The organism is Amycolatopsis sp. SB7-3 (assembly GCF_041021335.1).
Taxonomy (GTDB): Bacteria; Actinomycetota; Actinomycetes; order Mycobacteriales; family Pseudonocardiaceae; genus Amycolatopsis; species Amycolatopsis japonica.
In genome coordinates this window covers 915,299-941,157 of sequence record NZ_JBFPJQ010000002.1, presented here as the reverse complement: position 1 = coordinate 941,157, position 25,859 = coordinate 915,299, and the positions used below count along the sequence as shown (strand labels likewise).

Here is a 25,859-nt window from a genome sequence, read left to right as displayed (position 1 = left end):
GGGAAACCATGACGACGTACCGAATTCCGCAGCACGGGCAGGGCAGTGGAGTGACCGAGGAAGACCTCGCGGCCGTGACGGCCGTGCTCACCTCCGGCGGACATCTCTCCGACGGCGCCGAGGTGGCGCGCTTCGAAGAGGAGTTCGCCCGGCGCACCGGCGCGGCCCACGCGGTGGCGGTGTCGAGCTGCACGATGGCGCTGGAACTGGCCACGCGTGTGCTCGAACTCGAACCGGGCGACGAGGTCGTCACGACACCGCTCACCTTCCAGGCGACCGCCGCGCCACTGCTGGGCCGCGACGTCACCGTCCGGTTCGCGGATATCGACGTGACCACGCTGTGCCTCGATCCGGCGTCCGTGGCCGACGCGCTCACGCCCCGAACGCGCGCGGTGTTCACCACCCACTACGGCGGTCTTTGCGGCGGCGTCGAAGAGCTGCGAGCGCTGACCGAGCGGGCCGGTGTGGCGCTGGTCGAGGACTGCGCGCACGCCATCGGAGCGTCCGCGGGTGGCCGCAGCGCGGGGACCTGGGGTGACATCGGCTGCTGGAGCTTCCACTCGCTGAAGAACATCTCGACCCTCGGCCAAGGTGGGATGCTCACCGTCCGCGACGCCGGGGTGGCCGACCGGCTGCGGGCGCTGCGCGCGATCAACCCGGACGCCGAGTTCGTGCGCAGGGGCAAGCCACTCGAGTTCGGCCGTTACGGAACGGGAACGCTGCCCAGGCCGGTCACCCACGAGAAGAACGCGTACACCCACGACTGCGCCCGGATCAGATCCGGCGGGCTGAACGCGCAACTCGCCGACCCCGCCGCGGCGATGGGCAGGTCCCAGCTGCGGCGGCTGGACAGCCTGATCGCGCGGCGTCACGCCGTGGCCGAGCGGCTCGACGCGGGGCTGCGTGAGCTCGGCGTCCAGGTGCTGGAGACGCCGGAGGGACATGCCCACGCCCACCACCTGTACGCGTTTCTCCTGCGGGACGAGGAGATCGACCGGGACGAACTCGTCCGGGACCTGGAGCGGGAGGGCATCGAGGTCGTGCTGCGGTACTTCCCGGTCCACCTGCTGCCGGAGTGGCGCCGGCGCGGCGGTGTCTTCGGTGCGGTGCCGGTCGCGGAAGACGTCTGGTTCCGGCGCCTGGTGAATCTGCCGCTCTCGCCGCAACTCGGTCTCCACGACGCGGACTACGTCGTCGAGGCCGTCGGACGGGCGCTGGCGCGGCAGCGGGTGGAGGCGGTGGCGTGATGGACGCCGACATCCGAGAGTGCCTGAGCCGGTTCCGCCGCGAGCACGACGTTCCCGGTGTCGCCGTCTGCTCCTTCACCGCGGCCGGACCCGGCGTCGCGGTGGCCGACGGGGTCACCAGCGTCGAGACCGGGCACACGATGACGCCGGACACCGTGTTCCGGATCTACTCGATCACGAAGATGCTCACCGCGACGGTTCTGGTCACCCTGGCCGCCGAGGGCGTACTGGACCTCGATCGGCCGGTCGACGACTACGTTCCCGGCCTCCGCCGCCGCACCGGCGAGGGGACCGGCGGCGCGACCTTGCGGCATCTGCTCAGTCACCGTTCCGGGCTCCTTCCCGATGCTGTGACGCACGAAGGCCTCAGCCGCGACCCGGCGGGCCTCGCCGAGGCGGTCCGTCGCGACTACGCGCGGACGCCCGTGCTCACCGGACCGGGCCAGTTCTACGGCTACAGCAACCTCGGCGTCAGCCTGGCCGGGCTCGTCGCGCAGGAGGTCACCGGCACGCCGTTCGCGGAGTTGATGCGGCAGCGGCTGTTCGAACCGGCGGGGATGACCCGGAGCACGCACGACCCGATGGTCGCGATGACGCATTCCCTCGCCCAGCACCATGTCCGGTCCGGCGCGGCGCTGCGGGTCGAACACGATGCCAGGGCGGGAACGAAACACGAACCTTCGTCGCTGTGCTATTCGACCGTGGTGGACATGGCCCGATTCGGCGCGCTGCACCTGCGCGGGGGACTGGAAACCATGCACACACCGCATTCCGATCCCCGGCTGGACATCGACCTGCGCTACGGCCTCGGCTGCTATCTCACCCCGGAAACCGGAGGTGTCCGGCAGATCGGCCACGAAGGTTTTCTCGGCGGGATGTGGGCCAAGCTGATCCTCGACCCCGCGCGCGGACGCGGCGTGGTGTGGATGGACAACCGGGGAGAGGAACTGCGGGAGCGGCGCTACGAGGTGATGGCGTCGCTGTTCGACGGCCTGGGCCGGATCGAGGAGTCCGACACGGATCCAAGGCCGGATGCCGTCGCCGCGCGCGCCTTGCCCGGCGAGTACGTCCGGGCGGGAGCGCCGACGCTGAACGTGTCCAGGGGCGGCGACGAGGACCTGGAATTGCGGTCACAGGAGGAATGCGCGCGGCTGGCACCGCATCTCGGCGGGGTGTGGCGGAGCCCGGCTCGGTTCGACCCCGGCGCGCCGCCGTGGGGTCCGCACGCCGGTACGCGGCGGATCGCGTTGGGCGCGACGGTGTCCGGCGACGGGAGTGTGCCGGTGGTGCATCTCAACGGCCTGCCCTACGTCCGGCGTGAGTGGCGGGATCGGCTGCGGGATCGCAGGATGGACAGCGTGATGGGGTGATGTGATGCGCGAGCGGGCGGCGGTCCTGCTGCTGTGTGCGGCTCAGTTCGTGGACGTGCTCGGGGTGACGATCGCGGTGATCGGCCTGCCGGAGATCGGCCGCCGGTTCCCCGGCGCGGAGGCCTCCACGCAATGGGTGGTCAGCGGCTACGCGTTGCTGTTCGGGGGTTTCCTGGTGTCGGCGGGGCGGGTCGCGGACCGCTACGGGCACCGGAGGACGTTCGTCTGGGGAATGACCGCGTTCCTGGCCGCGAGCCTCGCGGGTGGCCTGGCGCCCGGGATCGAGGTGCTGATCACCGCTCGCGCGATCCAGGGAATGGCCGCCGCGTTCGTCGTCCCGGCGGCGTTCGCCCTGGTGTTGTCCCTGACCGCCGAAGGCCGGGAGCGGGTGGTCGCGGTCGGCTGGTGGACGGCCACGGCGGCTGCCGGGGGAGCGGCCGGGTTCCTTTTCGGCGGACTGCTGGTGCACTACGCGGGCTGGCGCTCGATCTTCCTGCTCAACGTGCCGATCTGCCTGGCGGTGTTGCTGTTCGCGCGTTCCCTGCTGCCCGCACGTACCGAACGCGCCGGACGCGGTTCGCTGGACCTGCCGGGCGCCATGCTGGTGACCGGTGGGTTGCTCGCCGCGATCTACGGTGTCAGCGCGGCGACCGGAACCGTCCGGGTGGTCGCTCTCGCGGGCGCTGTCGCCTTGCTCGCGGCCTTCGTCATGGTGGAGCGGCGGACCGCCGACCCGCTGGTCCCGGCGCGTCTGGTCGGCACGCCGCGCTTCGACGCCGCGCTCGTGGTGGCGTTCGCGCTGACCTTCGCCACCACCCCGGCCAGTGTGCTGGGGACGGTGTTCTTCCAGCAGCAGCAAGGCTTGTCGGCCGGGACCACCGGATTCCTGTTCGCCCCCTTCAGCATCGGCGTCGTGGGCGGAAGCTGGCTGGGCACCCGGCTGCTGGACCGGCTCAGCGGCCGATGGGTCGCCTTCGGGGCGTTCGGTGTCGTAGCCGCGGCGCTGGTGATCGGGCTGATCGCGCTGCGCACCGGCTCGACGGCTGGCTTCGCGGTGTCGCTCGCGATTTCGGGAACCGGGCTCGGCGCGGCGTCGGTCGCGGCGACGAACGCCGGGACCTCCGTGGTGGGGGAGACGGACCGCGGTATCGCGTCCGGTCTGCTCAACACCGCGCCGCAGCTGGGCTCCGCGCTCGGCACGGCGGTGATCAGTACGGTCGCGCTGGGGAGCGGCGCGACCGATCTGCCGTCCGGGATCTTCGTGGCTTTGGGGGCCGCCGTCCTCGGTACGGCCGCGACCCTCGGACTGGGCGGGCCACGGGTCACAGCGGGGACCCACGGGGTGCGGTGAGCACTTCGCGCGGGCGTTCGAGGCCGCCGGCGAGACCGACATCACCGATCGACTCGTGCGTTGTGGTCTGTTCGACCGACAGCAGGGGAACACGCCTGCCGGTAGCTTGTGGCCGACCCCGATCGGATACTGGAGAAAGCCACCATGACGACTACCCGGCGCGTACTTGCCGTTCTGGCCACCACAGGGCTGGCCGTCTCGGTCCTCGGCACAGGCTCCGCCTCGGCCGCGACCAAGGGCAAGATCTACATCTCGAACAACTGCGGCAGCTCGGTCTCCACGACGATCCACCGCACCGACGGTGCGATGATCGCGGGCACCGGGGCCGCTCCGGCGGGCAGCTACTTCGGATACCCGGTCAATCCGGGCACCTATGAGGTTCGCGTGCCTGCGGGGAACCGGAACGTGAAGATCCTCGACCTCGGCAGCAAGGCGCACTCGGTCATCGTCAAGGCCTGCTGACGACCGTCGACACCATCCGTTGCCCGCCGCGATGTCGCAGCCGAAAAGCGCCACCGGGATCGCTGCCGGGGTTCTCGCGATTCTCGGCGGTCTCGGTTTCCTGGCAGCTGCCGCGCTCCACACCGTCGAATTCGCCTATTCCCTCATCCTGCTCGCCGTCGGAGTCGTCGCGCCCGACATCGATCTCTCCGTCGCCGTTCCCCTCTTCCTGGGGATCGCCGCGGTGATCGATCTGTTCACCACAGCGCTGCTGGTGAGCGGTGGGATCATGCTGCTCCGGCGCAAAAGGCCTGGGCGGGTACTCGCCGCGGCCGGAGCGTCGATCGCCTGCGGATTCGCCGGCCTGGTCCTGCTCGTGCCGTGGGTAGGCTCGCGTTTCGCTGTCTCGTACAGCGGATTCACCCCGCGCATCGGCTCCGGCTGGCCGTTCGCGGTGGTCCTGGTCGCGGCGGCCGCGACGCTCCTGTTGGCGCTGATTCCGCAAACGGCGCGCTGGCTCGGCCGTAGGCCCGATCACGGCTTCTCGCCGTCATCGGAACCCGGACGCCACCGGAGGTAGGGCGACGAGCTCCGTCGTTTGTGGACACGGACGGGAATGGCGACGCCGCGCGACCCGTTCGTCCGCGGAGCTTGGTCGCGAAGCGTCCGGTAGGCCGCCAGGACGGCGGCGAGGCGCTCGGGATCCGGAAACCGGCCATCGGGATGCAGCCTGCGAACGAGACGGCGATACGCCGTCGCGATATCGGCCGGTGTCGCGTCGCGAGCCACCCCGAGCACCGTGTACGGATCGGCCGTCATGCTCCATCACCTGCCCCGAAAACCCGGTCAGTGCCAGGGTTCCCGGTCCGCGAGCGCCGGAACGTCACGTCGCTGGTCGGCCACGTCGGCGGGATCGGCCTCCGGTATCCGATTCGCGTCGAACGCCGTGGCCATTTCCTCGTCGAAGTGTTCGCCGGGATCACCGTCCACCGCGTGGGCGAGCCGGTGCTGGTCGGCCACGTCCGCCACGGGCTTTTCGTCGTCGAGCATCGCGGTACTCCTGCGCTGAGGGGGCGCGGCCCGCACCGCGGAGGGCGGGCCGCGCCGCGTCGAGTGGTGCTCGGGAACGGTCAGGGGTTGATCTGCTTGGCCGTTTCGCCACCGGTGACGGCGATCTTGCGTGGCTTTGCCTGTTCGGCGATCGGGATGCGCAGGGTGAGCACCCCGGCGTCGTAGTCCGCGCTGATGTCGTCGGTCTTCAGCGTGTCTCCCAGGAACAGCTGACGGCTGAACACCCCGCGAGGCCTCTCGGCCACCTGGACCTCGGCGTCCCCGCCCGGTTCGAGGGTGCGTTCGGCCTTGACCGTCAGCACGTTGCGTTCCACGTCGATTTCGATCGAATCCGGCGAGACCCCGGGCAGGTCGAACGCCACCACGTACTCATTGCCGGACCGGTAGGCGTCCATCGGCATCATCACTTGGCGGGAAGCGGTGCCGTTGGCGCCCAGGAACTGCTGGGTGAGCCTGTCCAGCTCACGGAACGGATCGGTTCGCATCAACATCACAATTGCCTCCTTCCTCGTATCGCCACTTCTTCGCGGCGAAAGCGTGTGCCTTCGTTCTTTTCAACGGCGGCTCGCCGCTTCGTGTTCCTGTTCCGCCGCCGTGGCATCGCCGAAAGAGCTGAAGTGGAAACGAATCCGGCCGGCGCCGTCCGCGATCCGGTCGGCCATCGGTTCGATGATCCCGGCCGTGCCCGGCTCGTCGAGACGGGCCAGCAGGCGGGCGAGCTCGTCGGGTGCCTCGACCGGTTCGACGGGTGTCTGGATCAGTGTGCGATGCAGGATGCCGACGTCCCAGCCACTGGTGTTGCCGCTGCCCGCGGGGACCGCGACGGTGGCGTCGAACAGCCAGCGCGGGGATTTGCCGGGAATCGACGGGGTGGCGTGCGCGGTCAGCCCGATGACCTGGTCGGCACGGAGAAGGCCATCGCTGAGCGTGCGTATCCAGACTTTGTTCAACCCCATGAATGCTCCATCGGTTCGTGAGCGGGAATCCGTGGTCAGTCGCGGGTGAGATCGTCCAGGTGGTATCTGCGGGCGGCCACGGTGACCATCGCGACGATGCCCGTGACCACGGTGCTGAAAACGATCACAGCTGCCATGCTTTTCCGTCCTTGTGGAGAGGTGTGGCCCGTTAGCACTCTCGACCCCCGAGTGCTAATTCTCTGATAGCACGTCGGGCGCGGGGCCGCAAGTGTGCGGGCTTGACATCCTCGGCAAGGCGAGTTACATAGTTTTTCAGAGATGACTTGACCTGGCTTCGGTCCCGACGACGTTCCGGGGAGTGATCGAGATGCGGCACGGTATCCGCCGTACAGCGGTGAACGAAGCGTTCGCCGAGCTGGTGTACGCGGACCGGGTGTGGCTGCGCACCGAGTTCGAGTCGATCATCGCGGCCTCTTTCGCCGATGTCTCACGCATTCCCCCTCGGCGTTCGCGGGGCGCGGCCCCGTCCGAGCGATCACGCGCCGCTCGGACCGCACGGCCGGCCCGTTCACCGACAGCGCGACCGTGTCCCGCGGTCCACGTCGGTGAGCGCTGGATGCGGCAGCGTTCACCTCCGGTACCGGTTCGTGGAGTCCGGCACGGCTGAGTGAAAGGCAGGTGATGTCATCGAGCGCGACTTTCAGGACTGTGACACTCCGGCGACCCCGCCGCGCGCCGCGGCGGGGTCCTTACAAGTGGCCGTTGGCCGCTTGTAAGAAGTCCATCCCGCCGCGGGTTGAACCACACGTGCACTCACCGTACGCCGCGGGGACACTCCCGCAGAGCGCGGGACAAGTCGCGAATCGGTCTCCGCAGGTGTGTCCCGGGCGGAACCGGGGTAACCGGCCCCTGATTCATCCGGATCATGGGAAAGGGAATCGACATGAGCCTGAACGACGACGACATCTCCACCACCTCGGACAAGGACAAGGAAGGACCGGCCGACGCCGGGGCGGGCCAGGGGACTTCCGGCGAGCACGACGGTGGGGCGGACGGTGGCGCCGAAGGGCCTGCCGATTCCGGCGCCGGCGAAGGCACCCCCGGCCAGCACGACGGCGGCGCGGACAGTGGCGCGAGCTGATCTGAGCGAGCCGTCCACCGATACCGGGCCAAGGCGTGAAAGCCTCCCGGTGCCGGTGGACGGCCGCGCGTCGAAACCTGCCCTGTCGCGCCTGGTCGGTTCCGACATCGAGGAGTTCGCCGCCCGGCATTGGGGCAGGAAACCGTTGTTGCGGCGAACCGGCGGCGACTTCGGTGATCTGCTCGATCTGGACGGCGTCGACGAAATCCTTTCCCGCCGCGGGCTGCGGACGCCGTTCCTGCGGCTGGCTCGCGACGGCGCGGTGGTCGATTCCCGCTCGTTCACCGGCGGGGGCGGTGTGGGTGCGGAGATCGGCGACCAGGTCCGCGACGACCGGGTCGCCGCTCTTTTCGCCGACGGCAGCACCATCGTGCTCCAGGGGCTGCACCGCATCTGGCCGGCCGTCATCGACTTCACCACGCGCCTGGCCGACGAGCTGGGCCATCCCGCGCAGGTGAACGCCTACGTCACCCCGCCGTCGTCGCAAGGCTTCTCGGCGCATTACGACGTGCACGACGTCTTCGTGCTCCAGGTGGCCGGCCGCAAACGATGGAAGGTGCACGCACCCGTCCACCCGTCGCCGCTGCGTGATCAGCCGTGGAGCGAGCACGCCGATGCCGTGGCCGCGCGGGCCCGTGACGACGCTGCGGTCATCGACGAAGTCCTCGAACCGGGCGACATGATGTATCTGCCCCGCGGCTGGCTCCATTCGGCGACGGCGCTCGGTGACGTTTCCGCGCATCTGACCGTCGGCGTCCACGTGATCACCGCGTTCGCTCTGGTGGAGGCGCTCACCGCGCTCGTCGGTTCCGAGGAAGGGCTGCGCGCGTCGCTCCCGCTCGGGATGGACGTCGGCGACCCGGACCGGCTGGAAGAGCAGGTCGAGTCCGTCCGGGAAATTCTGATCGCCGCGCTGCGGGCGGTACCCGGCGACGCCCTCGCCCGGCATGTCCGGGACAAGGTGTGGCAAGGGAATCGTCCGGAACCGCTGGCACCGGTCGCCACGGCGAGGTTCGTGCTGGGCCTCGGCGACGGGGATGCCGTGCGGCGTCGCGACGGTTTGCGTTTCCGCATCGGCGACACAGCGGACGGCAGGATCGTTCTCGAACTCCCGGATCGTCGCCTTTCGTTGCCGGCAGCCACCTCGACCGCCTTGACGGCGCTACTGGACGGAAGGGTGTGGCGGCTGGGGGAGATCCCGGGAATGGATCGAAGCGATCAGTTCGTGCTCGTGCGCCGCCTGCTCAGGGAAGGCGTGCTGATGGCCGCGACCGCATGATCGCGACCCCGGCGCAACGGTGTGCGGACCTGGCCGAAGCCGCGGGCGATCCCAGGGAGGGAACGGCCCCGCCCGCGGAGCACTGGCTCTTGGTCGAGCATCCGGGCCCCTGGGGCCGCTTCGCGCTCAGGGAATCCGGGATGGATCCGGGTGCGGTCGCCCCGCTTGGTCGCTGGGCGGCGCGGGTCAACGGGCGGATCGCTCTGGTGCGCCGTGTCGCTCGGCGTCCGCCCATCCGCGATCGGCCGTTCCGCTGGTTCCGCGTCGACGCCCGCCCCGGCCACGAGCAGATCCGCACCGGGGAATTCAGCGACGCCGCGGAACTCGGCCGCAGCACCTTCGCCGAGGGACGCGTGTGGCAGGAACCCCTCGCGCTCGTGTGCGTCCATGGCAGACACGACACCTGCTGCGCGGTGCGCGGCCGTTCGCTCGCGACCACGCTGGCCGCGGAGTTCTCCGAGTCCACTTGGGAATGCAGCCATCTCGGCGGCTGCCGGTTCGCTCCCTCGATGGTGTTGCTGCCACACGGCTTCACCTTCGGCGGCCTGCGTCCGGCCGACGCGAGCGGTCTTTTCCGGCGGTACCTTGACGGGGTCATCGACGGCCGGTTCCTGCGTGGCCGTTCCTCGCACCCACCGGTCGTCCAAGCGGCGCACCATCACGCCCGCGCCGCCACCGGCGTCGTCGGCATCGACGATCTCCGGCTGACGAAGACCACACGAACCGGTGATACCGACTGGCAGGTGGTCTTCGCCGAACCCGACTGCATCGTGCGGCTGCGCGAAGGCCGCATCCCGGCAGGCCGACGGCTCACGTGCGCGACCGAGCCCGTGCGGACGATACGGGTGTTCGAACTGCTGGATTTGCGGTACTGATGGTGGGTGACCGTATGGGGGATCAGTGGTGGTGGTGGGGCGCGCTCGGCGCCGTGATGGTCGTCATGTTCGTGATCAAGCCTCTGGTTCCGGCGAATGCCCTCGGCGTCACGATCCGGTCGTGATCGTCCTGGGTGTCCTCGCGGTCAAAGGTGATCGCCCGGCTCGCACGCCCGCTCGCGCTCAGCGCACGCTGCATCGTCGATTCGGGGCGGTCACTTGTCGTCGTCGGAGGAAAGCAGACCCGACTTCTCGGCTCGGGCCACCACTTTTTTGACGAACTCGATCGAACCGCAGTCCTGGTCGAGCAGGGCGTTGCGGCGTTGGGCCCACGCCGTGCCCAGGTCTTGGCGGACCTTCTCGCTCACTTCGGTGCGCGCTGGGTTGAGGATCGTCTGCTCTTCCTCGCCGATGTGGTGCATGAGCGCCTCAGCCAGCTTCTCGACCGCGTCGTCGAATTTCTGTGTGTCGGTGCCTTTGCATTCCAGCAGGTCCAACAGCGCCTGGTTGCCTTCGGCGTGTTCTTCCTCGCCGTGTTCCTGCTCGTGCTTGTCGATGGCGTCCTTGCGCCGCAGGGCGGGGTAGACATCCTGTTCTTCGGCTTCACCGTGCGCTATCAGTGCCGCCGACAACGCGGCTCGGGCACCTTCCCGGTCCGCGGTCGCGTCCCGCAGGTCACGGAGGAGCTGTTCGAACAGGCGGTGGTCGTCCAGGATGAGGTCCACGACGTCACCAGCAACTGGACGGGGAATCGTCACGGCAGTCATATGCCGACAATTCCTGGGCAGCGGCCGTCCTGCAACTCGAAGCACGGCCGAAGGACGAGGCGGCCCGCCCCACGACAAGGGAACGGGCCGCCGGCCAGATCACTGTCAGCCGTCGTACCAGCCGTAGTTGACGATGCGGCCGTGATTGTAGCAGTCGTCGCCCCACAGCCAGGTGCCGGCCTCGGTCGCGCTGGCCGTCCGGGAACGGAGGCAGACACTGGCGCCTTGCTGGTGACCGCGTGCCACTACTTCGGCCGGCTCCTGAGATCAGCCGGTGACGTCCAGATGCGCGGGAACCGGGGTGGGTTTGGGCGCTTTGCCGCTGGGCTGGGGTTTGTCGGCGGCGGGCTTGGTCGTCGGTTCCGGCGAAGTGCCTGCCTTGGCACAGGTGGCCGAAGCGATGTCCACGGTCTGGGTCTGGCCGAGCAGCCTGGCCGATACCGCGGTCACGGTGAGGGTGCCGTCGTTGTTCTTGGTCTGCTTGTTCACCACGAGTTCGATCAGCTGGGCCACCGGGACGGTGGTGTTCGGCGGCACCCGGTCGAGGTCGAGGACCTTGCCGCCGGCCTTCAGCTTCGCGATCGACACCGAACCTTTGCCGTCGCGGCATTCTGCCCTGATCGCTTCAGCGCTCAGCCCGGGTAGCGGGAGCGTGGCGGGTAGGAGGCCGAGGTTGAGCGCGAGGCCGGTGACAACGGACTCGGCTCGCCCGGCTCTCACCTCGGCGGTCAAGGCCTTCGCAGTGAGCAGTGAGGGGCCGGGGGTCGGCAAACCCGCTGACACGAGAGATTCCTTGCTGGTTCCGGAGACGGCTGGGGTGCGGGGAATCTTGACCAGCCCGGACGCGGCGACGGCGAACGCGGAGTCGGCCGGTGCGGCCTGGGCGGGAGTGGCGGTGAAGGTCAGGAGTGCCACCGCCGTACCGGCGAGCGCGCTCGTAGTGCGTGGGAACAAGGGAAAATACCTCCGTGATCGGGTGTCAGGTGATCTGGACGATGGTGCCGAGCGGCAGTTCGACGAGGCGGTTCAACGCCTCGCGGGTGACGCGGATGCAGCCGTCGCTGGTGGCTTTGCCGACGAAGCTGTTGTCCGGCCAGGTGTGCAGGCCGACGGTGCCGGGACCGCCACCGAAGGTTTCGTGTGAAGCGGAATGGCTGCTCAGCGGCAGCACGATCGGGCTGTAGGTGTTCACGCTTTCCTGTATCGACGCGAGAATGAACGCGCGGCCGGTCGGCGTGGGGTGTTCCGGCTTTCCGGTGCCGATGGTCCACGAGCCGGCCGGCTTGCCCGCTTCGTGGATTTCCAGCCGAAAACCCGCGAGATCCACGGTGACGCGGAAATCGTTCTGTGCCGATTCCACGGCATCCGGGGTGGCGTGCAGCCAGCCGGTCGCTCCGTTGGGCCTCGTGGGCAACAGGACCTGTGCCCAGTCGCCCTGCCGGGCGATCACCGGAACCCAGGTCGGCGATCCGATCTGGGTTCGGGGGAGGCGGGCGATCGGCTCACCACCGGGGGCACGGAAGACGACCGCGTCCTCTTTGGGATGCAGTACTTCGCCGCCGGTCGGGGCGGTGGGGGACGGGTCCGCGGGCGCGGAGGCCAGTTCGCCGAAGGTGTTCGCCTCCGGGAGCGCGGCGGCGGCCGCGGGCTCCACCGCCGGCGTGGTCATGGAACCGTCGGTGGCGCCGTTGCCGCCTTTCGTTCCGCAGCCGGTCAGCAAGGCGACCACTGTCAAGGGGAGGAGAAGGAAAGCCATACGAGGGCGCGCACGACCGCTGAAGGTCTGCAGGTTGGTCATCGAGTGCCTTGTCCTTGGGCAGAGTGTTCCACAACGGAATTCGCTTCCGTGGGGAACATTCCTAACATCGGCGCGATGTGTTAATCAATGATCACCATGCGCGCACGGGAGGATCTGCCTGCGGCTTTGCCGTGTTCTCCCAGGTCGCAGATGTTCGGTGAATTCACACGATCGGGGAAAACGGAGGAAAACCGGTAACGACGGGGCGAGCCCACTCAGAGTATGTGCTCGGAATCGTTTCCCGGAGTAGAGGTGATGAATCGCCGCGCGTTGATCACCCGCTGTGGTCAACACCAGACCCATTCGGCCGACGGAGTGCGATCGGCCTTCCCGTGGAACGGGATCGGTCAGCCGTTCGTCGTCCGGTGACCGAGATATTCGATGCTGCATCCGTCCAGTCGCCGCGCGGCGTCCGACGCATGCGCGGAGCAGAGCGAGCCGGTCACACCGTCGCGATCGGTGGCGATCGCCGCGGCCGGTTCCGTGCAGGGGGTGTGCAGCCGGTCGTAATCCCAGGAGTTGTCACAGCCCGTCGCGGTGCACCAGGCCCGGTCGCCGAGCGAGTGCAAGGTGACACCGTGGTCAGGGCAGACACCCCAGGGCACGTCGCACAGATGAGGATCGCGGGACACCCGGACACGGGCCAGGGACTCGGCGGTTCTGGCGATCTCGCCGGTGTAGCCGGCCAGATCGTCGGTGGCCTTGTTCATCGGCTGCGCGAGCCGTTGCAGGTGCCCGTCGTCCGTGGCCGCCAGCCGAGCGGCCATTTCCGCGGTCCGCTCGGCGAGGGCGTCGGCCTCGGCGGCCAGTGCCCGTAGTTCGGCCGGGAGGGGTTCCGGCGTGGTCGGCTCAGGCATCGTGGTCCTCGCAGGTGCGGTGGAGAAGAAAGTGCCGAGAGGGAAGAACGTGGCCCCGGTCCGGGTGAAACGTGGACCGGGGCCGTCGGTTCGAACGAGTGGCTCAGAACCAGTGGGCGCGGCCGCCCACCTTGCGTCCCGTGCTGCCGAGGATCGCCAGAACCACGCCCACGACGGCGACGACGGCGCCGATGGTGGTCAACACGGGAATGTCGACGATCAGGCCGATCACGAGAATGATGACTCCGAGCACGATCATGGTGACTCACTTTCCTGGAGCGGCCGAAACGAACCGCCGCCACGATGGGGACTGGCTGGTGGTGCCCGCATCGGCGTCTCGTCAAACACCGTCCGGCCAGGGTTTCTTTCACAGAATTCCCTGGTTTGAATCCGCGGATCGTGGGTAAACGCCTTGAGTCGTCGTGAAGTGCCGCCGGAGGAAAACGCAGTGTTGTTTCGCAGGAAAGCGATCGTGCCCGTTGGAGATGTCGAGCGGGCGGAGGCCATTCTGGTCGCTCGAGGCGTCAGCCGTGAACGGGCTGGTGGCGAACTGAGGGAGATGGCGCGCCGTCGCCACATCTCGTTGTCGCGGTGCGCGGCTTTGGTGGCGTCGACCGGCCGGGTGCGGCGGTCGGCGTGAGTTCGCCCCCGGACGAGATGCCCGCCGACCTCACGCCGGAACAACGCAAGGTTTGGCTCGGTGAAGCTTTGCTTCCTCGCGTGCAGAGGCATCAGCCCGTTCTGGCGGCGCAGGTCAGCGGAATGCTGCTGAAGCTGAGCGCTGACGAGATTCTCGCCTTGCTCGCCGACGAGCCGAGTTTGGAACGGAAGATCGCCGAAGCGACGGCGGAACTGGCGCGGAAGCATCACCACGACTGAACTCCCGCGTGGCCCGAACGCGCGGTCGGGTGCAGTAGCTCCGCCCACCACGCCATCACCGACAGCATCGCCGAAGTCCTTGCGCAGCAACCTGAACACGCGCGGCCCGCAGCCGCTGGGCTAGAAGTCCGTGCTGCGTGAAAGCTTCTCGTTGGCGCGTAGCTCCACGAGGGCGTTCTCGTGCATCGCGGTGACGACGTCGTAGCCGGAGTTGCCGAGCACGATCCGGCGCGGCGGAACGGGTGCGCTCATCGCGCTGAGCACGGCCCGCACTCCTCGAACGGGATCGCCTTCTTGCTTGCCGTTGTGGTCCACGAACGCCGCCTTGACGCTCTCGACCATCGGTACGTAAGCGTCGACGACCTCGTTGACGGGTTGGTCCTGGAAGCCGGCGAAGGCCTTGGTGCGGGTTGCGCCCGGCTCTACGACGAGCACCCGCACACCGAACGGCTCGACCTCGAGCCGCAGCGTCTCCGACAGTCCTTCGACCGCGAACTTCGCCGCCGAGTAATAGCCGAACCCCTGTGCGGTGACGAGGCCCGCCACCGACGACATGTTCACGATCCAACCGCCGCCGCGTGCGCGCATACCCGGCAGGACCGCACGCACCACGTCGACCACGGCGAACAGGTTGAGGTCGAACGTGCGGCGGATCGTCTCGTCAGGGGCCCCTTCGATCGAGCCGAACCAGCCGCGGCCCGCGTTGTTGACGAGCACGTCGATTCCGCCGAACCGCTCCTCCGCCGCCTTGACCGCCGCACGCACCTGCTGGGCATCGGTGACGTCGAGCTCGAGAACCAGCACGCGGTCGCCGTAAGGTTCAGCCCATTCCCGTAGCTCGGCAGGCCGACGCACGGTCACCGCGACTCGATCGCCCTGCTCCAGTGCGGCCTCGGCGTAGACCAGACCGAACCCTCCGGGCGTCCCACCGGTGATGAACCAAGTCTTCATGATTTTCTCCATTCAAGATCGACGTGCGCGGGTTCGGTCAGGCCGCGTGGTTGGCGATGACGATTTCGGCGATGCGGTCGTCCCGGAGCGTGAACCGGTAGTCGAGCTCGGCGAGGCCGCCGGGGAAGTTGCCTTCGAGCCGCACGGTCACGACCCAGTGGTTGTCGTCGGCGCGGTGGGCGCCGATCTGTTCGGTCGTGTACTCGAACTCGGTCCCGGCGTCCCGCAGGAACGCGTGGGTCTTCTCTCGGCCGTGGAAGGTCTCGTCCTGGTCGATGATCACCGCGTCCTCGGTGAGGAACGACGAGGCGGTGTCGGCGTCGTGGACGACGTGGGCGGCGAAGAACTCCCGGACGGTGGTCGGGAGCAGATCGGACGGGAGGTCGGTGTGCGGTGTCATGAGTCGATCGTGTGGCCTCGCGGCGTGGGAGGGTCAAGCCGTGGACTCTCTCCCAGGGGGAGGGTCCAGGATGAGGGGATGCTGAGCATCGGGGAGTTTTCGCGGCTGACCCACCTGAGCGTGCGGACACTGCGCCGGTATCACGAGGCGGCCCTGCTGGAGCCCGCCGTGGTGGACGAAACCACCGGTTACCGCTACTACGGTGTCGACCAGATCCCGACCGCGCAGGTCATCCACCGGCTCCGCGAACTCGACGTCCCCTTGAACGATGTGCAGCGCATCCTGCGGACCCCCGATCCCGGTGTCCGGGCGGCTCTGGTCACGGATCACCTGCAACGCCTCGAGGACGTGCTCGACCGCACCCGGGCCGCGGTCGTGTCGTTGCGGCGCTTGCTCCGGCCCGATCCCGCGCCGATCGACGTCGAGCTGCGCGCGGAGCCCGCCCGGACGGTCGCGGCGGTGGAGGCCGTGATCGGGCATCGCGATGTCGAGGCCTGGTTCGCGGGCGCGGTGGCCGAACTCGAGGCGGCCGTCGGCGCCGCCGCGACCGGCCCCCTGGGTGGCAACTACGACAACGCCCTGTTCGAGCAGGAGCACGGTCACGCGCTCCTCTACCTGCCGACCGCCGCGCCACCTCACACCGGACGCGTGCATCCCGTGACTCTTCCGGCCGCGGAACTGGCCGTCACCACCCACGTCGGTGAGCACGACGGCATCGAGGTCACTTACGGCGAGCTCGGGACCTGGGTGGTGGAGAACGCGATGTCGGTGGCCGGGCCGGTGCGGGAGGTCTACCTCGTCGGCCCGCGTGACACCGGCGATCCCGCTGCGTGGCGCACCGAGATCGGCTGGCCGGTCTTTCGCGTCACCTGAAGCGGTCGGCGCGAAGCCGGGCCTGGGAACAAGACAGGGTCGCCGACAGCCACGGCGTCACCGCAAGGAGCTTTGCGCAACCTCGGCATGACCCTCCTGCCCCTACTGTCCCCGTCCGGTCTGGTTCTGGAGGCGGTCGATCAGCTCTGACGCCTCCGCCTTGGTCAAGCCCTCCGGAACCGTCTCGCCCGCCTCCTGGGCGAGGGTGCCGAGGTAGGAGCGCTGGGGCCCGGTCATCGGCTCGTCGCCGGTCGCCCAGTCTTCGCGGGGTTTCTCCGGGCTCGGAGTGTCGCTCGGCTGCGTGTTGTCGCTCATCTGACGTCCTTCGGCTGGGCACATGATCAGGCGGCGAATACCCCACCAGGCGGGAAGCCACACCTTCCCGCATCGGGGCGAACCGGTCCCGAGTTCGTGCAGGCGGAGGAAATTCTCGCCGGGATTCATCGCGCGGGACGAACGGGCCGCCCGCGGCTCGACCTAGTGTCGTCGCCAACGAGGCTAGGAGGGCAGGTATGCGCACGCTCTTGCGCGGCGGTCGCGTCGTCGATCCGGCCACCGGGTTCGACGGCACCGCCGACGTGCTGGTCGATCACGGCAGGGTGGTCGCCGTCGGGCCGGGTCTGCCGGAGACCGACGACCAGATCGCCATCGACGTCGCCGGATACCTCGTGGGGCCGGGTTTCGTCGATCTCCACAGCCACGTGCATTCGATCGCGGGCCACCGGTTGCAGGCGATGGACGGGGTCACCACGGCGCTCGATCTGGAGGCCGGGATGATGCCGGTCGGCCGGGCGTACGCGGAGGCGGCCTCGGCGGGGCGGCCGCTGCACTACGGTTTCTCCGCTTCCTGGGGTTCCGCCCGGGCGAAGGTGCTGGCCGGGGTCGAGCCGGACGCGAACTTCGCCACCGCGCTTTCGGTGCTGGGCGATCCGGCCTGGCAGCGGTCTTCGTCGAAACCCGAACTGGCTTCCTGGCTGTCCCTGCTGGAAGACGAGCTGGCGGCGGGTGCGCTCGGCGTCGGCGTGCTCCTCGGGTACGCGCCCGCCAGCGACCCGGCCGAGTTCCTGGCCCTGGCGAGGCTTGCCAAGCGGGCCGGAGCGCCTACGTACACGCACGTCCGCGAGCTGGTCGAGGTCGACCCGGACACGCCGGTCGACGGTTCGGAGGAGATCGCGATCGCCGCGGCCGAGACCGGGGCGGCGATGCACCATTGTCACGTCAACAGCACGTCGGGGTACCACATCGACCGGGTGCTCGCCGCGCTGGAGGCCGCCCGCTCCGCCGGGTCGCGGGTGACGGTGGAGGCCTATCCCTACGGGGCGGGCTGCACCGCGGTCGGTGCGTTCTTCCTCGCCCCGGAGCGGCTGCGGATGAACGGTCTCGATCCGACACGGGTGGTCCTGCTGGAGACCGGTGAGCGGATCGCCGACGAGGCGCGGTTGCGGCAGGTCCGGAGCGAGACGCCGGGAGCGCCGTGCCTTCTCGAGTCGCTCGACGAGCAGGATCCGGGCGAACGGGCCCTGCTGCACAGATCGCTCGCTTTCCCCGATTCGATCGTCGCGAGCGACGCGATGCCGGTGTACTGGCCCGACGGCGCCGGCGACAGCACCCGATGGCCGCTTCCCCCGGGCGGGGTGACACATCCGCGCACGGCGGGGACGTTCTCGAAAGCGCTTCGCCTGATGGTGCGCGAAACCGGCACCTGGACCTGGCTGGAGGCGTTCCGCCGCTGTTCCTATCTGCCCGCGCGGGTGCTGGACGAGGTCGCGCCGGCCGCGCGGGCGAAGGGCAGGCTGGACGTCGGCGCGGACGCCGACATCGTCGTCCTCGACCCGGCCACCATCACCGACACCGCCTCGTACTTCGACCCGACCCGGCCTTCGCTCGGCGTCCGGCACCTCTTCGTCTCGGGCACTCCGGTGGTCCGCGACGGGCGACTGCTCACCGACGCGTTCCCCGGCAGACCGCTGCGCGGTGAACCGCGGTGAACGCGAAACCGCATACGAGTCTGAACCGCGTCATCGAAGCACTCGGGGACGTGCTCCTCGAACCGCTCGCGGTCGGCCGGGACACCCGGCGTCCCCTCGGCGGCGTGGTGATCCACGACCCGTACGACGACGCCGAGTTCCCCGACCGGGCCGTGGTGCTCGGGGTCGGGGTGCGCGAATCCGGTGACATCGTGAGGCTCTTGCACGAACTCGGCGGACGCGGCGCGTCCGCGCTGGTCGTGCGCTCGCCGGTCTCCGCCCCGGCCGAGCTGGCGCGAGCGGCCGCGGCATCCGGGGTGGCGTTGGTCGGTCTGGCGAGCAGGGCGTCGTGGACGCAGCTGGCCGCGATGCTCCGTACGTTGCTGGCCGAGGGCGACGTCGGCGACGTCTCTCCGCAGGCACTCGGCGGAATTCCGACCGGTGACCTGTTCGCGCTCGCCAACGCGATCGCCGCGTTGCTCGACGCGCCGATCACCATCGAGGACCGTGACTCGCGGGTGCTCGCCTTCTCCGGCCGCCAGGACGAAACCGATCCGCCGCGGGTCGAAACGATCCTCGGCCGCCAGGTGCCGGAGCGGTACACCCGGGGCTTGGCCGAGAGTGGCTTCTTCGACCGCCTCTATCACGAGACGGGACCGGTCTATTTCCATCCGGACGACGATGGCGAGAACCGTCCCAGGGTGGTGGCCGCCGTCCGGGCCGGCGATGAGGTGCTCGGCTCGATCTGGGCTGTGGTCGATCACGCGCTGAGCGACGAACGTGAGGCGGCGCTGGTGGACGCCACGAAGATCGTGGCGTTGCATCTTCTCCGGCTGCGCGCCGGAGAAGATGTCGAACGCCGGCTGCGAGCCGATCTGGTGAGTACCGCCCTCGAAGGCGGGCGCGGGGCCCCGGAAGCCGTCGCGCGCCTCGGCCTGCTCGGCCGGCCCGCCGTCGTGCTCGCGATGGGGCTGCTCGACTCGGCTGACGACGACCCCCGGCTCGCCACCGAACGCCATCGCGTCGCCGACGCGCTCGCCCTTCATCTGAGCGCGGTCCAGCCGCGATCGGCGGTCGCGCTCATCGGTGAGGTCGTGTACGGGATCGTGCCGGGGAACCACGGTGATCAGCAGGAACGCTCGGTGCGTGTCGCGGCCGCGTTCCTGGAACGAATCGGGCACCGGGTCTCCGCGACGATCGGCGTCGGACCGACGGCGCTCGACAGTTCGGGCCTGTACGACTCTCGCGTCGGGGCGGACCGGGCGTTGCGGGTGCTGCTCGCCAACGGCGGCGCCAAGCGGGTGCTCACGGCGGAGGACGCGCACATCGACGCGCTGATGCTCGAACTGGCGGACCTTTCCGCGGCCCGCGGCGACGTCGCGAGCGGGCCGATCGCGAGGTTGCTGGCCTACGACCGGGAACACCAGTCCCAGTTCGTGCACACGCTGCGGTGCTGGCTCGATTCGTTCGGGGACACCAACGCCGCGTCGGCGGCGGCCTATGTGCATCCGAGCACCTTCCGCTACCGGTTGCGACGGCTGGCCGAGATAGGCGGCATCGACCTCGACGACCCCAGGGACCGGTTCGCGGCGATGGTGCAACTGCATCTGCTGCTCCACGGCACGCGGCCCGAAACGGCCTGAGGCTCTCCCGATCCCGGGGTTCCTCCGCGCGGACGAACTTCCCCCTCGGCTCTCCTCGATCCGGACGAACAACCGGCGCCTCCGCCGGACCTAGCATTCCCGCAACGCCGGACCATCCACACCGGACAAGAGGTGCACATGTCGAAGATTTCCGAAATCGATACCTGGCTCCGGGAGAGTTTCGCCGTCCTGCTGGACCGGCACCGGGTTCCCGGTGCCGCGATCGCGGTGCTCGCCGACGGCGAGATCGTCGAGCACGCGGCGGGTGTCCTGAACACGAGCACCGGGGTGGAGTCCACAAAGGACTCGGTATTCCAGGTCGGGTCGATCACCAAGGTCTGGACGATCACGCTGATCATGCAGCTGGTCGACGAGGGCCTGGTCGACCTCGACCGTCCCGTGCGCGACTACCTGCCGGAGTTCCGGCTCGCCGACGAGCAGGCCGCCGCCACGATCACCGTCCGGCAGCTGGCGTGTCACACCGGCGGGTTCGAAGGTGACGTCTTCGCCGACACCGGAACCGGTGAGGACGCGGTGGCGAAGCTCATCCCGTTGCTGGCGGACGTGCCGCAGCTGTTCCCGCCGGGCGAGCGGTTCTCCTACAGCAACGCCGGCTACTGCGTGCTCGGCCGCATCGTCGAGGTGCTGCGAGGCGAGTACTGGGACGACTGCGTGCGCGAGCGGCTGATCGGCCCGCTCGGCCTGACCCACGCCGGCTGCGGCGCCGAGGACGCCGTCCGCCATCGCGCCGCGGTCGGTCACGACCTGCCGGAAACGGGTGGCGGGCCGGTACCCACGAAGGTCTGGTCGCTCGCCCGCTCCAACGCCCCCGCCGGGGCGACGCTGGTCATGTGCCCGCGCGATCTGCTGACCTTCGCCCGCATGCACTTGAACGAAGGCAAGGCCGACAACGGTGCCCAGGTGCTGTCGCCGGAGTCGGTGCGCGCCATGCGCGAGCGGCAGATCGCCGTGCCGGATCTCGGCGTCATGGGCGCGTACTGGGGCCTCGGCTGGGCGGACTTCGGCTGGCAGGGCGGCACGGTGATCGGCCACGACGGCGGCACGATCGGCCAGTCCGCCTTCCTGCGCGTAGCGCCGGAGCGCGACGTCGCGTTCGCGTTGCTGACCAACGGAGGGGCCGCGCTGCGCGCTTACCACGAGGTCGCCACCAAGCTGATGCACGAACTCGCCGGTATCACGGTTCCGCCGCTGCCCGAGCCGGATCCCGCGGCGGCGCCGGCCGATCTTTCCCGGTACGTGGGCGAATACTCGTCGAGGGTCGTCTCCACCGTCGTCACCGAGGAGGGCGGCAGGCTCTGGCTGCGGCGCACCCCGAAGGGGGAGTTCGCCGAACTCGACGAGCCCTCGGGCACGGTCGAACTGCTGCCGTGGCACGGCGAAACCTTCGTCGCCGTCGTCCCGGAACTCCCGGGCGCCTACATGCCCCACCAGTTCGTCGGCGACGACGGCGCCGGCCGGGCCCGGTTCCTCCACACCGGACGCGCGGACCGGCGGGTGACCCGGTGAACGACATCCGCGAACGGATCGAAGCCGTGTTCGCCGCCGCGGGCGCCGAAGGTTCGCTGCACGCCAGGGAAATCGGCGTGCCGGACGGTGCCGAGGTGTCGGTCGGCGCCGACGATCAAGTGGTCCTCGCCTCGGTCTTCAAGATCCCGATCGCGCTCGCCTACGCCCGGGAAGTGGTGGCCGGACGGCTCGACGAGACCGAGTACACGAAGGTGACCGCGCGGTACCGGATCGGCGGCATCGGCACCGCGGGCTGCGCCGACGACGTCGAGATGACCTGGCGCGACCTCGCCTGGTTCATGCTCACGATGAGCGACAACGCGGCGACCGACCTGATCTGGAACCGGATCGGCCAGGAGACGATCTGCCGGGTGGTCGCCGACCTCGGGCTGACCCGTACCCGCCTGATCGGCTCCTGCGAGGACTCGTTCCGCATCGGGCTCGCCGAACTCGGCGGGACCGACCTCGCCGAAATCGACGCGCTGCTGGCCGAAGCCACCGACGAACAGCTACGGAACCTGTCGATGTGCGACCCGGAAAGGGAAACCTCGTCGACACCGCGCGAGACGACCGAACTGCTGGACGCGATCTGGACCGACCGGGCAGGCGAACCCGAGGCCTGCCAACGCGTTCGGGCGATCATGGCCCAGCAGATCTGGCCGCACCGGCTGTCCGCCGGATTCCCCTCCGATGTGCGGATAGCCGCGAAAACCGGGACGTTGCCGGGCATCCGCAACGAAGCGGGAGTGGTGACCCTGCCCGAGGGCCGCCGTTTCGCGGTCGCGGTGTTCACCCGCGCCCATTCCTTCGAGGACCGCCTTCCCGAGGTCGACGCGTCCATCGGCGCCGCCGCCCGGCTGGCGCTCGACCACCTCGCCGCCGAGAACGTGACACCGTAGGAGAACTCCCATGAAAACTGCCCGGCACACCGCCGTGACGGCGGTCGTGGTCGCGTTGACCGTGAGCGCGTGCTCCGCACCGGCGCCCTCCGGCACGGACCCGGACGCGAACCGACCACTGGCCGACGGCAAGACTTTCACGTATGCCGTCGGCTCGGATCCGGGGACGCTCGACCCGGCGCTCACCGTGCTCTCGATCGCCGGCGAGATCGGCCGCTACCTCTATGACGGGTTGCTCGGCGTGGACGGCAAGGGACAACCCGAGGCCGGCCTCGCGGCGCGGTGGGAGGCCACCACGACCACCGCGTCCTTCACCCTGCGCGAAGGCATCACCTGTCCCGACGGGAGCCCGCTCACCGCGAAGGACGTCGCGGCGAACATCGACTTCATCGGCGACCCGGCGAACAAGTCGCCGATCGCGGGCAACACGGTGAAGGTGGGCACGAAAGCGGTCGCCGACGATTCCGCGGGCACGGTGAAGGTCACCAGCGGGGCACCGGACGCGTTCCTGCTGCGCGACATCGGCAACATCCCGATCGTCTGCGCGAAGGGCCTCGCCGACCGCGCGACGCTGGCCAGGGGCGAGAACGGTACCGGTATGTTCACCGTGTCCGAGATCGTCCCGAACGACCACTACACGCTGACCCGGCGCAAGGACTACCACTGGGGCCCCGGCGCCTTCGATCCGCGGCAGAAGGGCTTGCCGGACAAGGTGATCATCCGGGTCATCCCCAACATGACCACCGTCACGAACCTGCTGCTGTCCGGCGAGCTCAACGCCGCCCAGGTGGTCGGGCCGGACCAGCAGCGGCTGCGGGCACGCGGGCTGTTCCACGCCGACACGACCGTGGCACTCGGCGAGTTGTGGTTCAACCAGGCACCCGGCCGGTTCGGCGCGGACCAGACGATGCGCCGCGCACTGGTGCAGGCACTCGACCTCGCCCAGGTCGCCAAGGTGCTGACCAGGGACGCCGGCGCGCCGGTCCGGAGTCTGATCACCATGGAACCGGCGGCGTGCACCGGCGACTCCGCCACCGGGCACATCCCCGGCTTCGATCTCGCCGCGGCCAAGGCCGCGCTCGAGGCGGCGGGCTGGAAGCCGGGACCGGACGGCATCCGGACGAAGGACGGCAAACGTCTCGCGCTGACCGCCATCTACGGCACGCAGATCGGAGCGACCATGACACCGGCCGCCGAGCTGATGCAGCGGGGCTGGAAGGAGGCGGGCGTCGACGTGACACTCAAGGGCCTGGACAGCCCGGCGACCAGCCAGACGCTGTTCGCCTCCGGCGACTGGGACCTCTCGATGGCGCCGGTCAGCCTGAACCTGCCGAGCCAGCTGACCCCGTTCGTCTCCGGCAGCCGCCCGCCCGAGGGCACGAACTTCGCGCATATCGACAACCCGCGGTACGACGCGCTGGTCGCGAAGGCGGCCACCCAGGTCGGGACCGCGGGCTGCCCGGACTGGCTGGCCGCGGAGACGGCGCTGTTCGAGGACCAGGACGTCGCACAGTTCGCGAACTCGGTACTCCCGACCTTCGGGAACAAGGCGCGGTTCGAGATCTCGAACACCTTCCTCCAACCGTCGTCGATCCGGATGTATGCCTGATGAAGTTCTTCGGATGCACACTGCTCGCGCCGGTCGGCTCGGAAATCGAGAAGCCGAGGTCTAGCGAAGCGAGATCGGGGTACCTGGCTTTGAGTGGAGAGCAGTGCCGATCGTGGGCTGAGGTGCAGCGCAGTGGAGCGACGACGAGTGCGGCAGGGTGGCGTCACCGGGAATCGGACGGGGGAGGACGAGCCCGAGGGTCCGACGGATCTGTCGAAGCGTTCGTGGTGGCAGGTGTTGAAACGGACGGTCAAGCAGTTCCAGCGGGACAACTTGACCGACTGGGCTGCCACGTTGACCTACTTCAGCGTGTTGTCGATCTTCCCGGCGATCGTGGTGCTCACCGCGATGCTGGGTTTGCTGGGCCCGGCGGCGACGCAGACGCTGATCGACAACATCAACACGCTGGTTCCCGGACAGGGCCGGGAGATCTTGGTCAACGCGATCCGGGAAGTGGGCCGGTCTCAAGGGCTGGCGGGACCGGTCGCCATCGTGGGTATCGCGGGGGCGCTGTGGACGGCGTCCGGGTATGTGGGTGCGTTCATGCGAGCCTCGAACGCGATCTACGAGATGCCCGAAGGGCGGCCGATATGGAAAACGGTGCCGCTGCGCCTGGTTTTGACCCTGGCTGTGGTGGTGCTGCTGGCGGTGTGCGCGGTGGGTGTGGTGGCGACCGGTGGGGTGGCCGAGCGAGTCGGGCGACTGCTGGGCGTCGGGTCGGCCGGGGTGCTGGTGTGGGACATCGCGAAATGGCCGGTGATCGCGCTCTTGGTGAGTTTGGCGTTCGCCTTGTTGTACTGGGCCGCACCCAACGTGAAACACCCGGGATTCCGGTGGCTGAGCCCCGGCGGTGTGCTGGCGGTGGTGGTATGGGTGCTGGCCTCGGCCGGATTCGCTTTCTACGTGGGGAATTTCGGCTCCTACAACAAGACCTACGGCACGCTGGCCGGGGTGATCGTGTTCCTGGTGTGGCTGTGGATCTCCAATATCGCCGTGCTGCTGGGGGCGGAGTTCGACGCCGAACTCGCCCGGGGGCAGCGCATCGAGACCGGGCAACCCTCCGAGCGGGAGCCTTTCCTGCCACCGCGGGATACCAGCGCATTCGATGACGACGACACCGCGCAGGTGACATCGGAGCCTCCGGGGACCGTCGCGGAGGGCCGCGGCACTGCCGGCTGACCCGGCCGGTCGCTACAGCTCGAACTCGCCCGGCGCGAGGCTGCGCGCGAGGCAGAACTCGTTGCCCTCCGGGTCTGCCAGTACGACCCATGAGCGGTTCTCGCCCTGGCCGAGGTCCACGGTCGACGCACCGAGCGCGAGCAGCCGGTCCAGCTCGGAGCGCTGGTCGCCGTCGATCGGGGTGATCTCGAAGTGCACCCGGTTCTTGCCGCTCTTGCCGTCGGGCACTCGGACGAACGACATGCTCGGTACGGACGGCCCGCGGCGCAGATCGGCGAGCCGCTCCGCGTCCGGGACCTCGGGGGCGGGCCCGATCTCGACGACCTCACCCCTGTCCTCGTAGACGACGTACCCGAGGACACCGCACCAGAACTCGGCCAGCCGCCGCGGATCCACGCTGTCGATCGTCGTCCATTCCAGCCTGCTCGTCATATACCAACGCCCTTGTCCTTCGGAACCCCTTCAAGTTCGGACACCTTCTCATGGGCCTCACCCTGGTTTCAGGTGAATTGTTGGTCCATTCGAGTGGGTAGGCGGTCGGTTTGTGATGCCGCACGTTCGTATTCCGATGGAATGTCAGTGAAAAGACGACAGGGTTTGCCGGTCGGCCTCGGCCTGCTTGCCGTGGCGCTGGTGTGGTGGGTTGTCCAGGTCGCCGTACTGCCTCCGGATGCCCGGAGTGCCGCTGCCACATACGGGCAATTCGTCCTGGCCGCTGCGGGCCTGGTTGTCAGTGTCGTCGCGTTGTGGAGGACGGTTCTCCCACCGCCTTCGGTGGGACTCGACGAGTTGTCGGATCGGTTCGCGGTGGCGATGCG

30 protein-coding genes are annotated in these 25,859 nt (G+C 69.1%); 16 read left to right on the top strand and 14 right to left on the bottom strand.

The features are described from left to right. Positions 1 to 8: 8 nt before the first annotated feature. The 5 genes from AB8M46_RS22605 to AB8M46_RS22585 all read left to right on the top strand — a co-directional run bounded on the left by AB8M46_RS22605 (position 9) and on the right by AB8M46_RS22585 (position 4,989). Positions 9 to 1,247 carry a DegT/DnrJ/EryC1/StrS family aminotransferase gene (locus AB8M46_RS22605; protein WP_394361452.1) on the top strand — a complete coding sequence of 413 codons (1,239 nt, stop codon included), beginning with the start codon at positions 9 to 11 and terminating at the stop codon, positions 1,245 to 1,247. Beyond that, positions 1,247 to 2,617, top strand: a complete 1,371-nt coding sequence (locus tag AB8M46_RS22600; protein ID WP_394361451.1) for a serine hydrolase domain-containing protein — start codon at positions 1,247 to 1,249, stop codon at positions 2,615 to 2,617. The genes AB8M46_RS22605 and AB8M46_RS22600 overlap by 1 nt, the downstream gene beginning before the upstream one ends. Positions 2,618 to 2,621: 4 nt before the next feature. Next, positions 2,622 to 3,968 (top strand): MFS transporter, encoded by a 1,347-nt coding sequence (locus AB8M46_RS22595; protein ID WP_394361449.1) that lies wholly within the window; start codon positions 2,622 to 2,624, stop codon positions 3,966 to 3,968. Between the two features lie 144 nt (positions 3,969 to 4,112). Next, positions 4,113 to 4,430: a hypothetical protein gene (locus AB8M46_RS22590; RefSeq protein ID WP_394361448.1), complete on the top strand. Its 318-nt coding sequence runs from the start codon at positions 4,113 to 4,115 to the stop codon at positions 4,428 to 4,430. Between the two features lie 31 nt (positions 4,431 to 4,461). After that, the gene (locus AB8M46_RS22585; RefSeq protein ID WP_394361447.1) at positions 4,462 to 4,989 is read left to right on the top strand and encodes a hypothetical protein; all 528 of its coding nucleotides are present in this window, start codon (positions 4,462 to 4,464) and stop codon (positions 4,987 to 4,989) included. On the opposite strand, the gene AB8M46_RS22580 is transcribed toward AB8M46_RS22585, so the two are convergent. The 4 genes from AB8M46_RS22580 to AB8M46_RS22565 form a co-directional block, all read right to left on the bottom strand. Next, positions 4,944 to 5,228 (bottom strand): J domain-containing protein, encoded by a 285-nt coding sequence (locus tag AB8M46_RS22580; protein WP_394361446.1) that lies wholly within the window; start codon positions 5,226 to 5,228, stop codon positions 4,944 to 4,946. The two genes, AB8M46_RS22585 and AB8M46_RS22580, sit on opposite strands and share 46 nt — an antisense overlap. 27 nt (positions 5,229 to 5,255) lie before the next feature. Continuing rightward, a complete protein-coding gene (locus AB8M46_RS22575) occupies positions 5,256 to 5,459 on the bottom strand; it encodes a hypothetical protein (RefSeq protein WP_037339096.1) in 204 nt (67 codons plus the stop codon). Positions 5,460 to 5,539: 80 nt separating this feature from the next. Further along, entirely contained in the window at positions 5,540 to 5,971 is a 432-nt protein-coding gene (locus AB8M46_RS22570; RefSeq protein ID WP_394361445.1) for an Hsp20/alpha crystallin family protein, read from the bottom strand. 63 nt (positions 5,972 to 6,034) lie between these two features. Further along, positions 6,035 to 6,436, bottom strand: a complete 402-nt coding sequence (locus tag AB8M46_RS22565) for a hypothetical protein (RefSeq protein ID WP_394361444.1) — start codon at positions 6,434 to 6,436, stop codon at positions 6,035 to 6,037. Positions 6,437 to 7,340: 904 nt separating this feature from the next. On the opposite strand from AB8M46_RS22565, the gene AB8M46_RS22560 reads away from it, so the two are divergent. Genes AB8M46_RS22560 through AB8M46_RS22550 form a run of 3 tightly spaced genes read left to right on the top strand, consistent with a single transcriptional unit; the run spans position 7,341 to position 9,692 of the window. After that, the gene (locus AB8M46_RS22560) at positions 7,341 to 7,538 is read left to right on the top strand and encodes a hypothetical protein (RefSeq protein ID WP_394361443.1); all 198 of its coding nucleotides are present in this window, start codon (positions 7,341 to 7,343) and stop codon (positions 7,536 to 7,538) included. 49 nt (positions 7,539 to 7,587) lie between these two features. Further along, on the top strand, positions 7,588 to 8,817 hold the full coding sequence (locus tag AB8M46_RS22555; protein ID WP_394361442.1) for a cupin domain-containing protein: 1,230 nt from the start codon (positions 7,588 to 7,590) through the stop codon (positions 8,815 to 8,817). After that, on the top strand, positions 8,814 to 9,692 hold the full coding sequence (locus AB8M46_RS22550) for a sucrase ferredoxin (RefSeq protein WP_394361441.1): 879 nt from the start codon (positions 8,814 to 8,816) through the stop codon (positions 9,690 to 9,692). The genes AB8M46_RS22555 and AB8M46_RS22550 overlap by 4 nt, the downstream gene beginning before the upstream one ends. 215 nt (positions 9,693 to 9,907) lie before the next feature. On the opposite strand, the gene AB8M46_RS22545 is transcribed toward AB8M46_RS22550, so the two are convergent. The 6 genes from AB8M46_RS22545 to AB8M46_RS22520 all read right to left on the bottom strand — a co-directional run bounded on the left by AB8M46_RS22545 (position 9,908) and on the right by AB8M46_RS22520 (position 13,373). Continuing rightward, complete coding sequence (locus tag AB8M46_RS22545; RefSeq protein WP_394361440.1) at positions 9,908 to 10,417, bottom strand: hemerythrin domain-containing protein; 510 nt, start codon at positions 10,415 to 10,417, stop codon at positions 9,908 to 9,910. Positions 10,418 to 10,564: 147 nt separating this feature from the next. Continuing rightward, the gene (locus AB8M46_RS22540; RefSeq protein ID WP_394361439.1) at positions 10,565 to 10,705 is read right to left on the bottom strand and encodes a hypothetical protein; all 141 of its coding nucleotides are present in this window, start codon (positions 10,703 to 10,705) and stop codon (positions 10,565 to 10,567) included. 21 nt (positions 10,706 to 10,726) lie between these two features. Beyond that, complete coding sequence (locus tag AB8M46_RS22535; protein ID WP_394361438.1) at positions 10,727 to 11,413, bottom strand: choice-of-anchor P family protein; 687 nt, start codon at positions 11,411 to 11,413, stop codon at positions 10,727 to 10,729. A 25-nt stretch (positions 11,414 to 11,438) separates the two neighbouring features. After that, positions 11,439 to 12,257, bottom strand: a complete 819-nt coding sequence (locus AB8M46_RS22530; RefSeq protein ID WP_394361437.1) for a L,D-transpeptidase family protein — start codon at positions 12,255 to 12,257, stop codon at positions 11,439 to 11,441. 347 nt (positions 12,258 to 12,604) lie between these two features. Then, positions 12,605 to 13,114 carry a hypothetical protein gene (locus tag AB8M46_RS22525; RefSeq protein ID WP_394361436.1) on the bottom strand — a complete coding sequence of 170 codons (510 nt, stop codon included), beginning with the start codon at positions 13,112 to 13,114 and terminating at the stop codon, positions 12,605 to 12,607. Between the two features lie 103 nt (positions 13,115 to 13,217). Further along, positions 13,218 to 13,373: a hypothetical protein gene (locus tag AB8M46_RS22520; protein WP_162836892.1), complete on the bottom strand. Its 156-nt coding sequence runs from the start codon at positions 13,371 to 13,373 to the stop codon at positions 13,218 to 13,220. 332 nt (positions 13,374 to 13,705) lie between these two features. On the opposite strand from AB8M46_RS22520, the gene AB8M46_RS22515 reads away from it, so the two are divergent. Beyond that, positions 13,706 to 13,993, top strand: a complete 288-nt coding sequence (locus AB8M46_RS22515) for a hypothetical protein (RefSeq protein WP_394361435.1) — start codon at positions 13,706 to 13,708, stop codon at positions 13,991 to 13,993. 120 nt (positions 13,994 to 14,113) lie between these two features. Here the strand turns inward: AB8M46_RS22515 and AB8M46_RS22510 are convergent, their stop codons facing one another. After that, positions 14,114 to 14,944, bottom strand: a complete 831-nt coding sequence (locus tag AB8M46_RS22510; protein WP_394361434.1) for an SDR family NAD(P)-dependent oxidoreductase — start codon at positions 14,942 to 14,944, stop codon at positions 14,114 to 14,116. A 37-nt stretch (positions 14,945 to 14,981) separates the two neighbouring features. Further along, a complete protein-coding gene (locus AB8M46_RS22505; RefSeq protein WP_394361433.1) occupies positions 14,982 to 15,344 on the bottom strand; it encodes a nuclear transport factor 2 family protein in 363 nt (120 codons plus the stop codon). A 78-nt stretch (positions 15,345 to 15,422) separates the two neighbouring features. Here AB8M46_RS22505 and AB8M46_RS22500 point away from each other — a divergent pair, with 78 nt between their 5' ends. Beyond that, complete coding sequence (locus AB8M46_RS22500) at positions 15,423 to 16,217, top strand: MerR family transcriptional regulator (RefSeq protein ID WP_394361432.1); 795 nt, start codon at positions 15,423 to 15,425, stop codon at positions 16,215 to 16,217. A 102-nt stretch (positions 16,218 to 16,319) separates the two neighbouring features. Here the strand turns inward: AB8M46_RS22500 and AB8M46_RS22495 are convergent, their stop codons facing one another. After that, positions 16,320 to 16,532: a DUF3072 domain-containing protein gene (locus AB8M46_RS22495; protein WP_037339074.1), complete on the bottom strand. Its 213-nt coding sequence runs from the start codon at positions 16,530 to 16,532 to the stop codon at positions 16,320 to 16,322. A gap of 197 nt (positions 16,533 to 16,729) precedes the next feature. Here AB8M46_RS22495 and AB8M46_RS22490 point away from each other — a divergent pair, with 197 nt between their 5' ends. The 6 genes from AB8M46_RS22490 to AB8M46_RS22465 all read left to right on the top strand — a co-directional run bounded on the left by AB8M46_RS22490 (position 16,730) and on the right by AB8M46_RS22465 (position 25,041). Beyond that, the gene (locus AB8M46_RS22490) at positions 16,730 to 18,205 is read left to right on the top strand and encodes an amidohydrolase family protein (RefSeq protein ID WP_394361431.1); all 1,476 of its coding nucleotides are present in this window, start codon (positions 16,730 to 16,732) and stop codon (positions 18,203 to 18,205) included. After that, positions 18,202 to 19,827, top strand: coding sequence for a PucR family transcriptional regulator (locus tag AB8M46_RS22485; protein ID WP_394361430.1), 1,626 nt, complete (start codon positions 18,202 to 18,204; stop codon positions 19,825 to 19,827). The genes AB8M46_RS22490 and AB8M46_RS22485 overlap by 4 nt, the downstream gene beginning before the upstream one ends. 138 nt (positions 19,828 to 19,965) lie before the next feature. Beyond that, the gene (locus AB8M46_RS22480; RefSeq protein ID WP_394361429.1) at positions 19,966 to 21,354 is read left to right on the top strand and encodes a serine hydrolase; all 1,389 of its coding nucleotides are present in this window, start codon (positions 19,966 to 19,968) and stop codon (positions 21,352 to 21,354) included. Then, positions 21,351 to 22,253, top strand: a complete 903-nt coding sequence (locus AB8M46_RS22475) for a serine hydrolase (RefSeq protein WP_394361428.1) — start codon at positions 21,351 to 21,353, stop codon at positions 22,251 to 22,253. The genes AB8M46_RS22480 and AB8M46_RS22475 overlap by 4 nt, the downstream gene beginning before the upstream one ends. Positions 22,254 to 22,263: 10 nt before the next feature. Next, entirely contained in the window at positions 22,264 to 23,862 is a 1,599-nt protein-coding gene (locus tag AB8M46_RS22470) for an ABC transporter substrate-binding protein (RefSeq protein WP_394361427.1), read from the top strand. A gap of 147 nt (positions 23,863 to 24,009) precedes the next feature. Beyond that, positions 24,010 to 25,041, top strand: coding sequence for a YihY/virulence factor BrkB family protein (locus tag AB8M46_RS22465; protein WP_394361743.1), 1,032 nt, complete (start codon positions 24,010 to 24,012; stop codon positions 25,039 to 25,041). 12 nt (positions 25,042 to 25,053) lie between these two features. Here the strand turns inward: AB8M46_RS22465 and AB8M46_RS22460 are convergent, their stop codons facing one another. Next, positions 25,054 to 25,473: a VOC family protein gene (locus tag AB8M46_RS22460; protein WP_394361426.1), complete on the bottom strand. Its 420-nt coding sequence runs from the start codon at positions 25,471 to 25,473 to the stop codon at positions 25,054 to 25,056. Positions 25,474 to 25,859: the final 386 nt, after the last annotated feature.

Bases quoted from the DNA above. Each gene is read 5' to 3' on its own strand.
- AB8M46_RS22605 (WP_394361452.1), top strand. From the start codon at position 9: ATGACGACGTACCGAATTCCGCAGCACGGGCAGGGCAGTGGAGTGACC.
- AB8M46_RS22600 (WP_394361451.1), top strand. From the start codon at position 1,247: ATGGACGCCGACATCCGAGAGTGCCTGAGCCGGTTCCGCCGCGAGCAC.
- AB8M46_RS22595 (WP_394361449.1), top strand. From the start codon at position 2,622: ATGCGCGAGCGGGCGGCGGTCCTGCTGCTGTGTGCGGCTCAGTTCGTG.
- AB8M46_RS22590 (WP_394361448.1), top strand. From the start codon at position 4,113: ATGACGACTACCCGGCGCGTACTTGCCGTTCTGGCCACCACAGGGCTG.
- AB8M46_RS22585 (WP_394361447.1), top strand. From the start codon at position 4,462: ATGTCGCAGCCGAAAAGCGCCACCGGGATCGCTGCCGGGGTTCTCGCG.
- AB8M46_RS22580 (WP_394361446.1), bottom strand. From the start codon at position 5,228: ATGACGGCCGATCCGTACACGGTGCTCGGGGTGGCTCGCGACGCGACA.
- AB8M46_RS22575 (WP_037339096.1), bottom strand. From the start codon at position 5,459: ATGCTCGACGACGAAAAGCCCGTGGCGGACGTGGCCGACCAGCACCGG.
- AB8M46_RS22570 (WP_394361445.1), bottom strand. From the start codon at position 5,971: ATGTTGATGCGAACCGATCCGTTCCGTGAGCTGGACAGGCTCACCCAG.
- AB8M46_RS22565 (WP_394361444.1), bottom strand. From the start codon at position 6,436: ATGGGGTTGAACAAAGTCTGGATACGCACGCTCAGCGATGGCCTTCTC.
- AB8M46_RS22560 (WP_394361443.1), top strand. From the start codon at position 7,341: ATGAGCCTGAACGACGACGACATCTCCACCACCTCGGACAAGGACAAG.
- AB8M46_RS22550 (WP_394361441.1), top strand. From the start codon at position 8,814: ATGATCGCGACCCCGGCGCAACGGTGTGCGGACCTGGCCGAAGCCGCG.
- AB8M46_RS22530 (WP_394361437.1), bottom strand. From the start codon at position 12,257: ATGACCAACCTGCAGACCTTCAGCGGTCGTGCGCGCCCTCGTATGGCT.
- AB8M46_RS22525 (WP_394361436.1), bottom strand. From the start codon at position 13,114: ATGCCTGAGCCGACCACGCCGGAACCCCTCCCGGCCGAACTACGGGCA.
- AB8M46_RS22520 (WP_162836892.1), bottom strand. From the start codon at position 13,373: ATGATCGTGCTCGGAGTCATCATTCTCGTGATCGGCCTGATCGTCGAC.
- AB8M46_RS22510 (WP_394361434.1), bottom strand. From the start codon at position 14,944: ATGAAGACTTGGTTCATCACCGGTGGGACGCCCGGAGGGTTCGGTCTG.
- AB8M46_RS22505 (WP_394361433.1), bottom strand. From the start codon at position 15,344: ATGACACCGCACACCGACCTCCCGTCCGATCTGCTCCCGACCACCGTC.
- AB8M46_RS22500 (WP_394361432.1), top strand. From the start codon at position 15,423: ATGCTGAGCATCGGGGAGTTTTCGCGGCTGACCCACCTGAGCGTGCGG.
- AB8M46_RS22495 (WP_037339074.1), bottom strand. From the start codon at position 16,532: ATGAGCGACAACACGCAGCCGAGCGACACTCCGAGCCCGGAGAAACCC.
- AB8M46_RS22490 (WP_394361431.1), top strand. From the start codon at position 16,730: ATGCGCACGCTCTTGCGCGGCGGTCGCGTCGTCGATCCGGCCACCGGG.
- AB8M46_RS22480 (WP_394361429.1), top strand. From the start codon at position 19,966: ATGTCGAAGATTTCCGAAATCGATACCTGGCTCCGGGAGAGTTTCGCC.
- AB8M46_RS22470 (WP_394361427.1), top strand. From the start codon at position 22,264: ATGAAAACTGCCCGGCACACCGCCGTGACGGCGGTCGTGGTCGCGTTG.
- AB8M46_RS22460 (WP_394361426.1), bottom strand. From the start codon at position 25,473: ATGACGAGCAGGCTGGAATGGACGACGATCGACAGCGTGGATCCGCGG.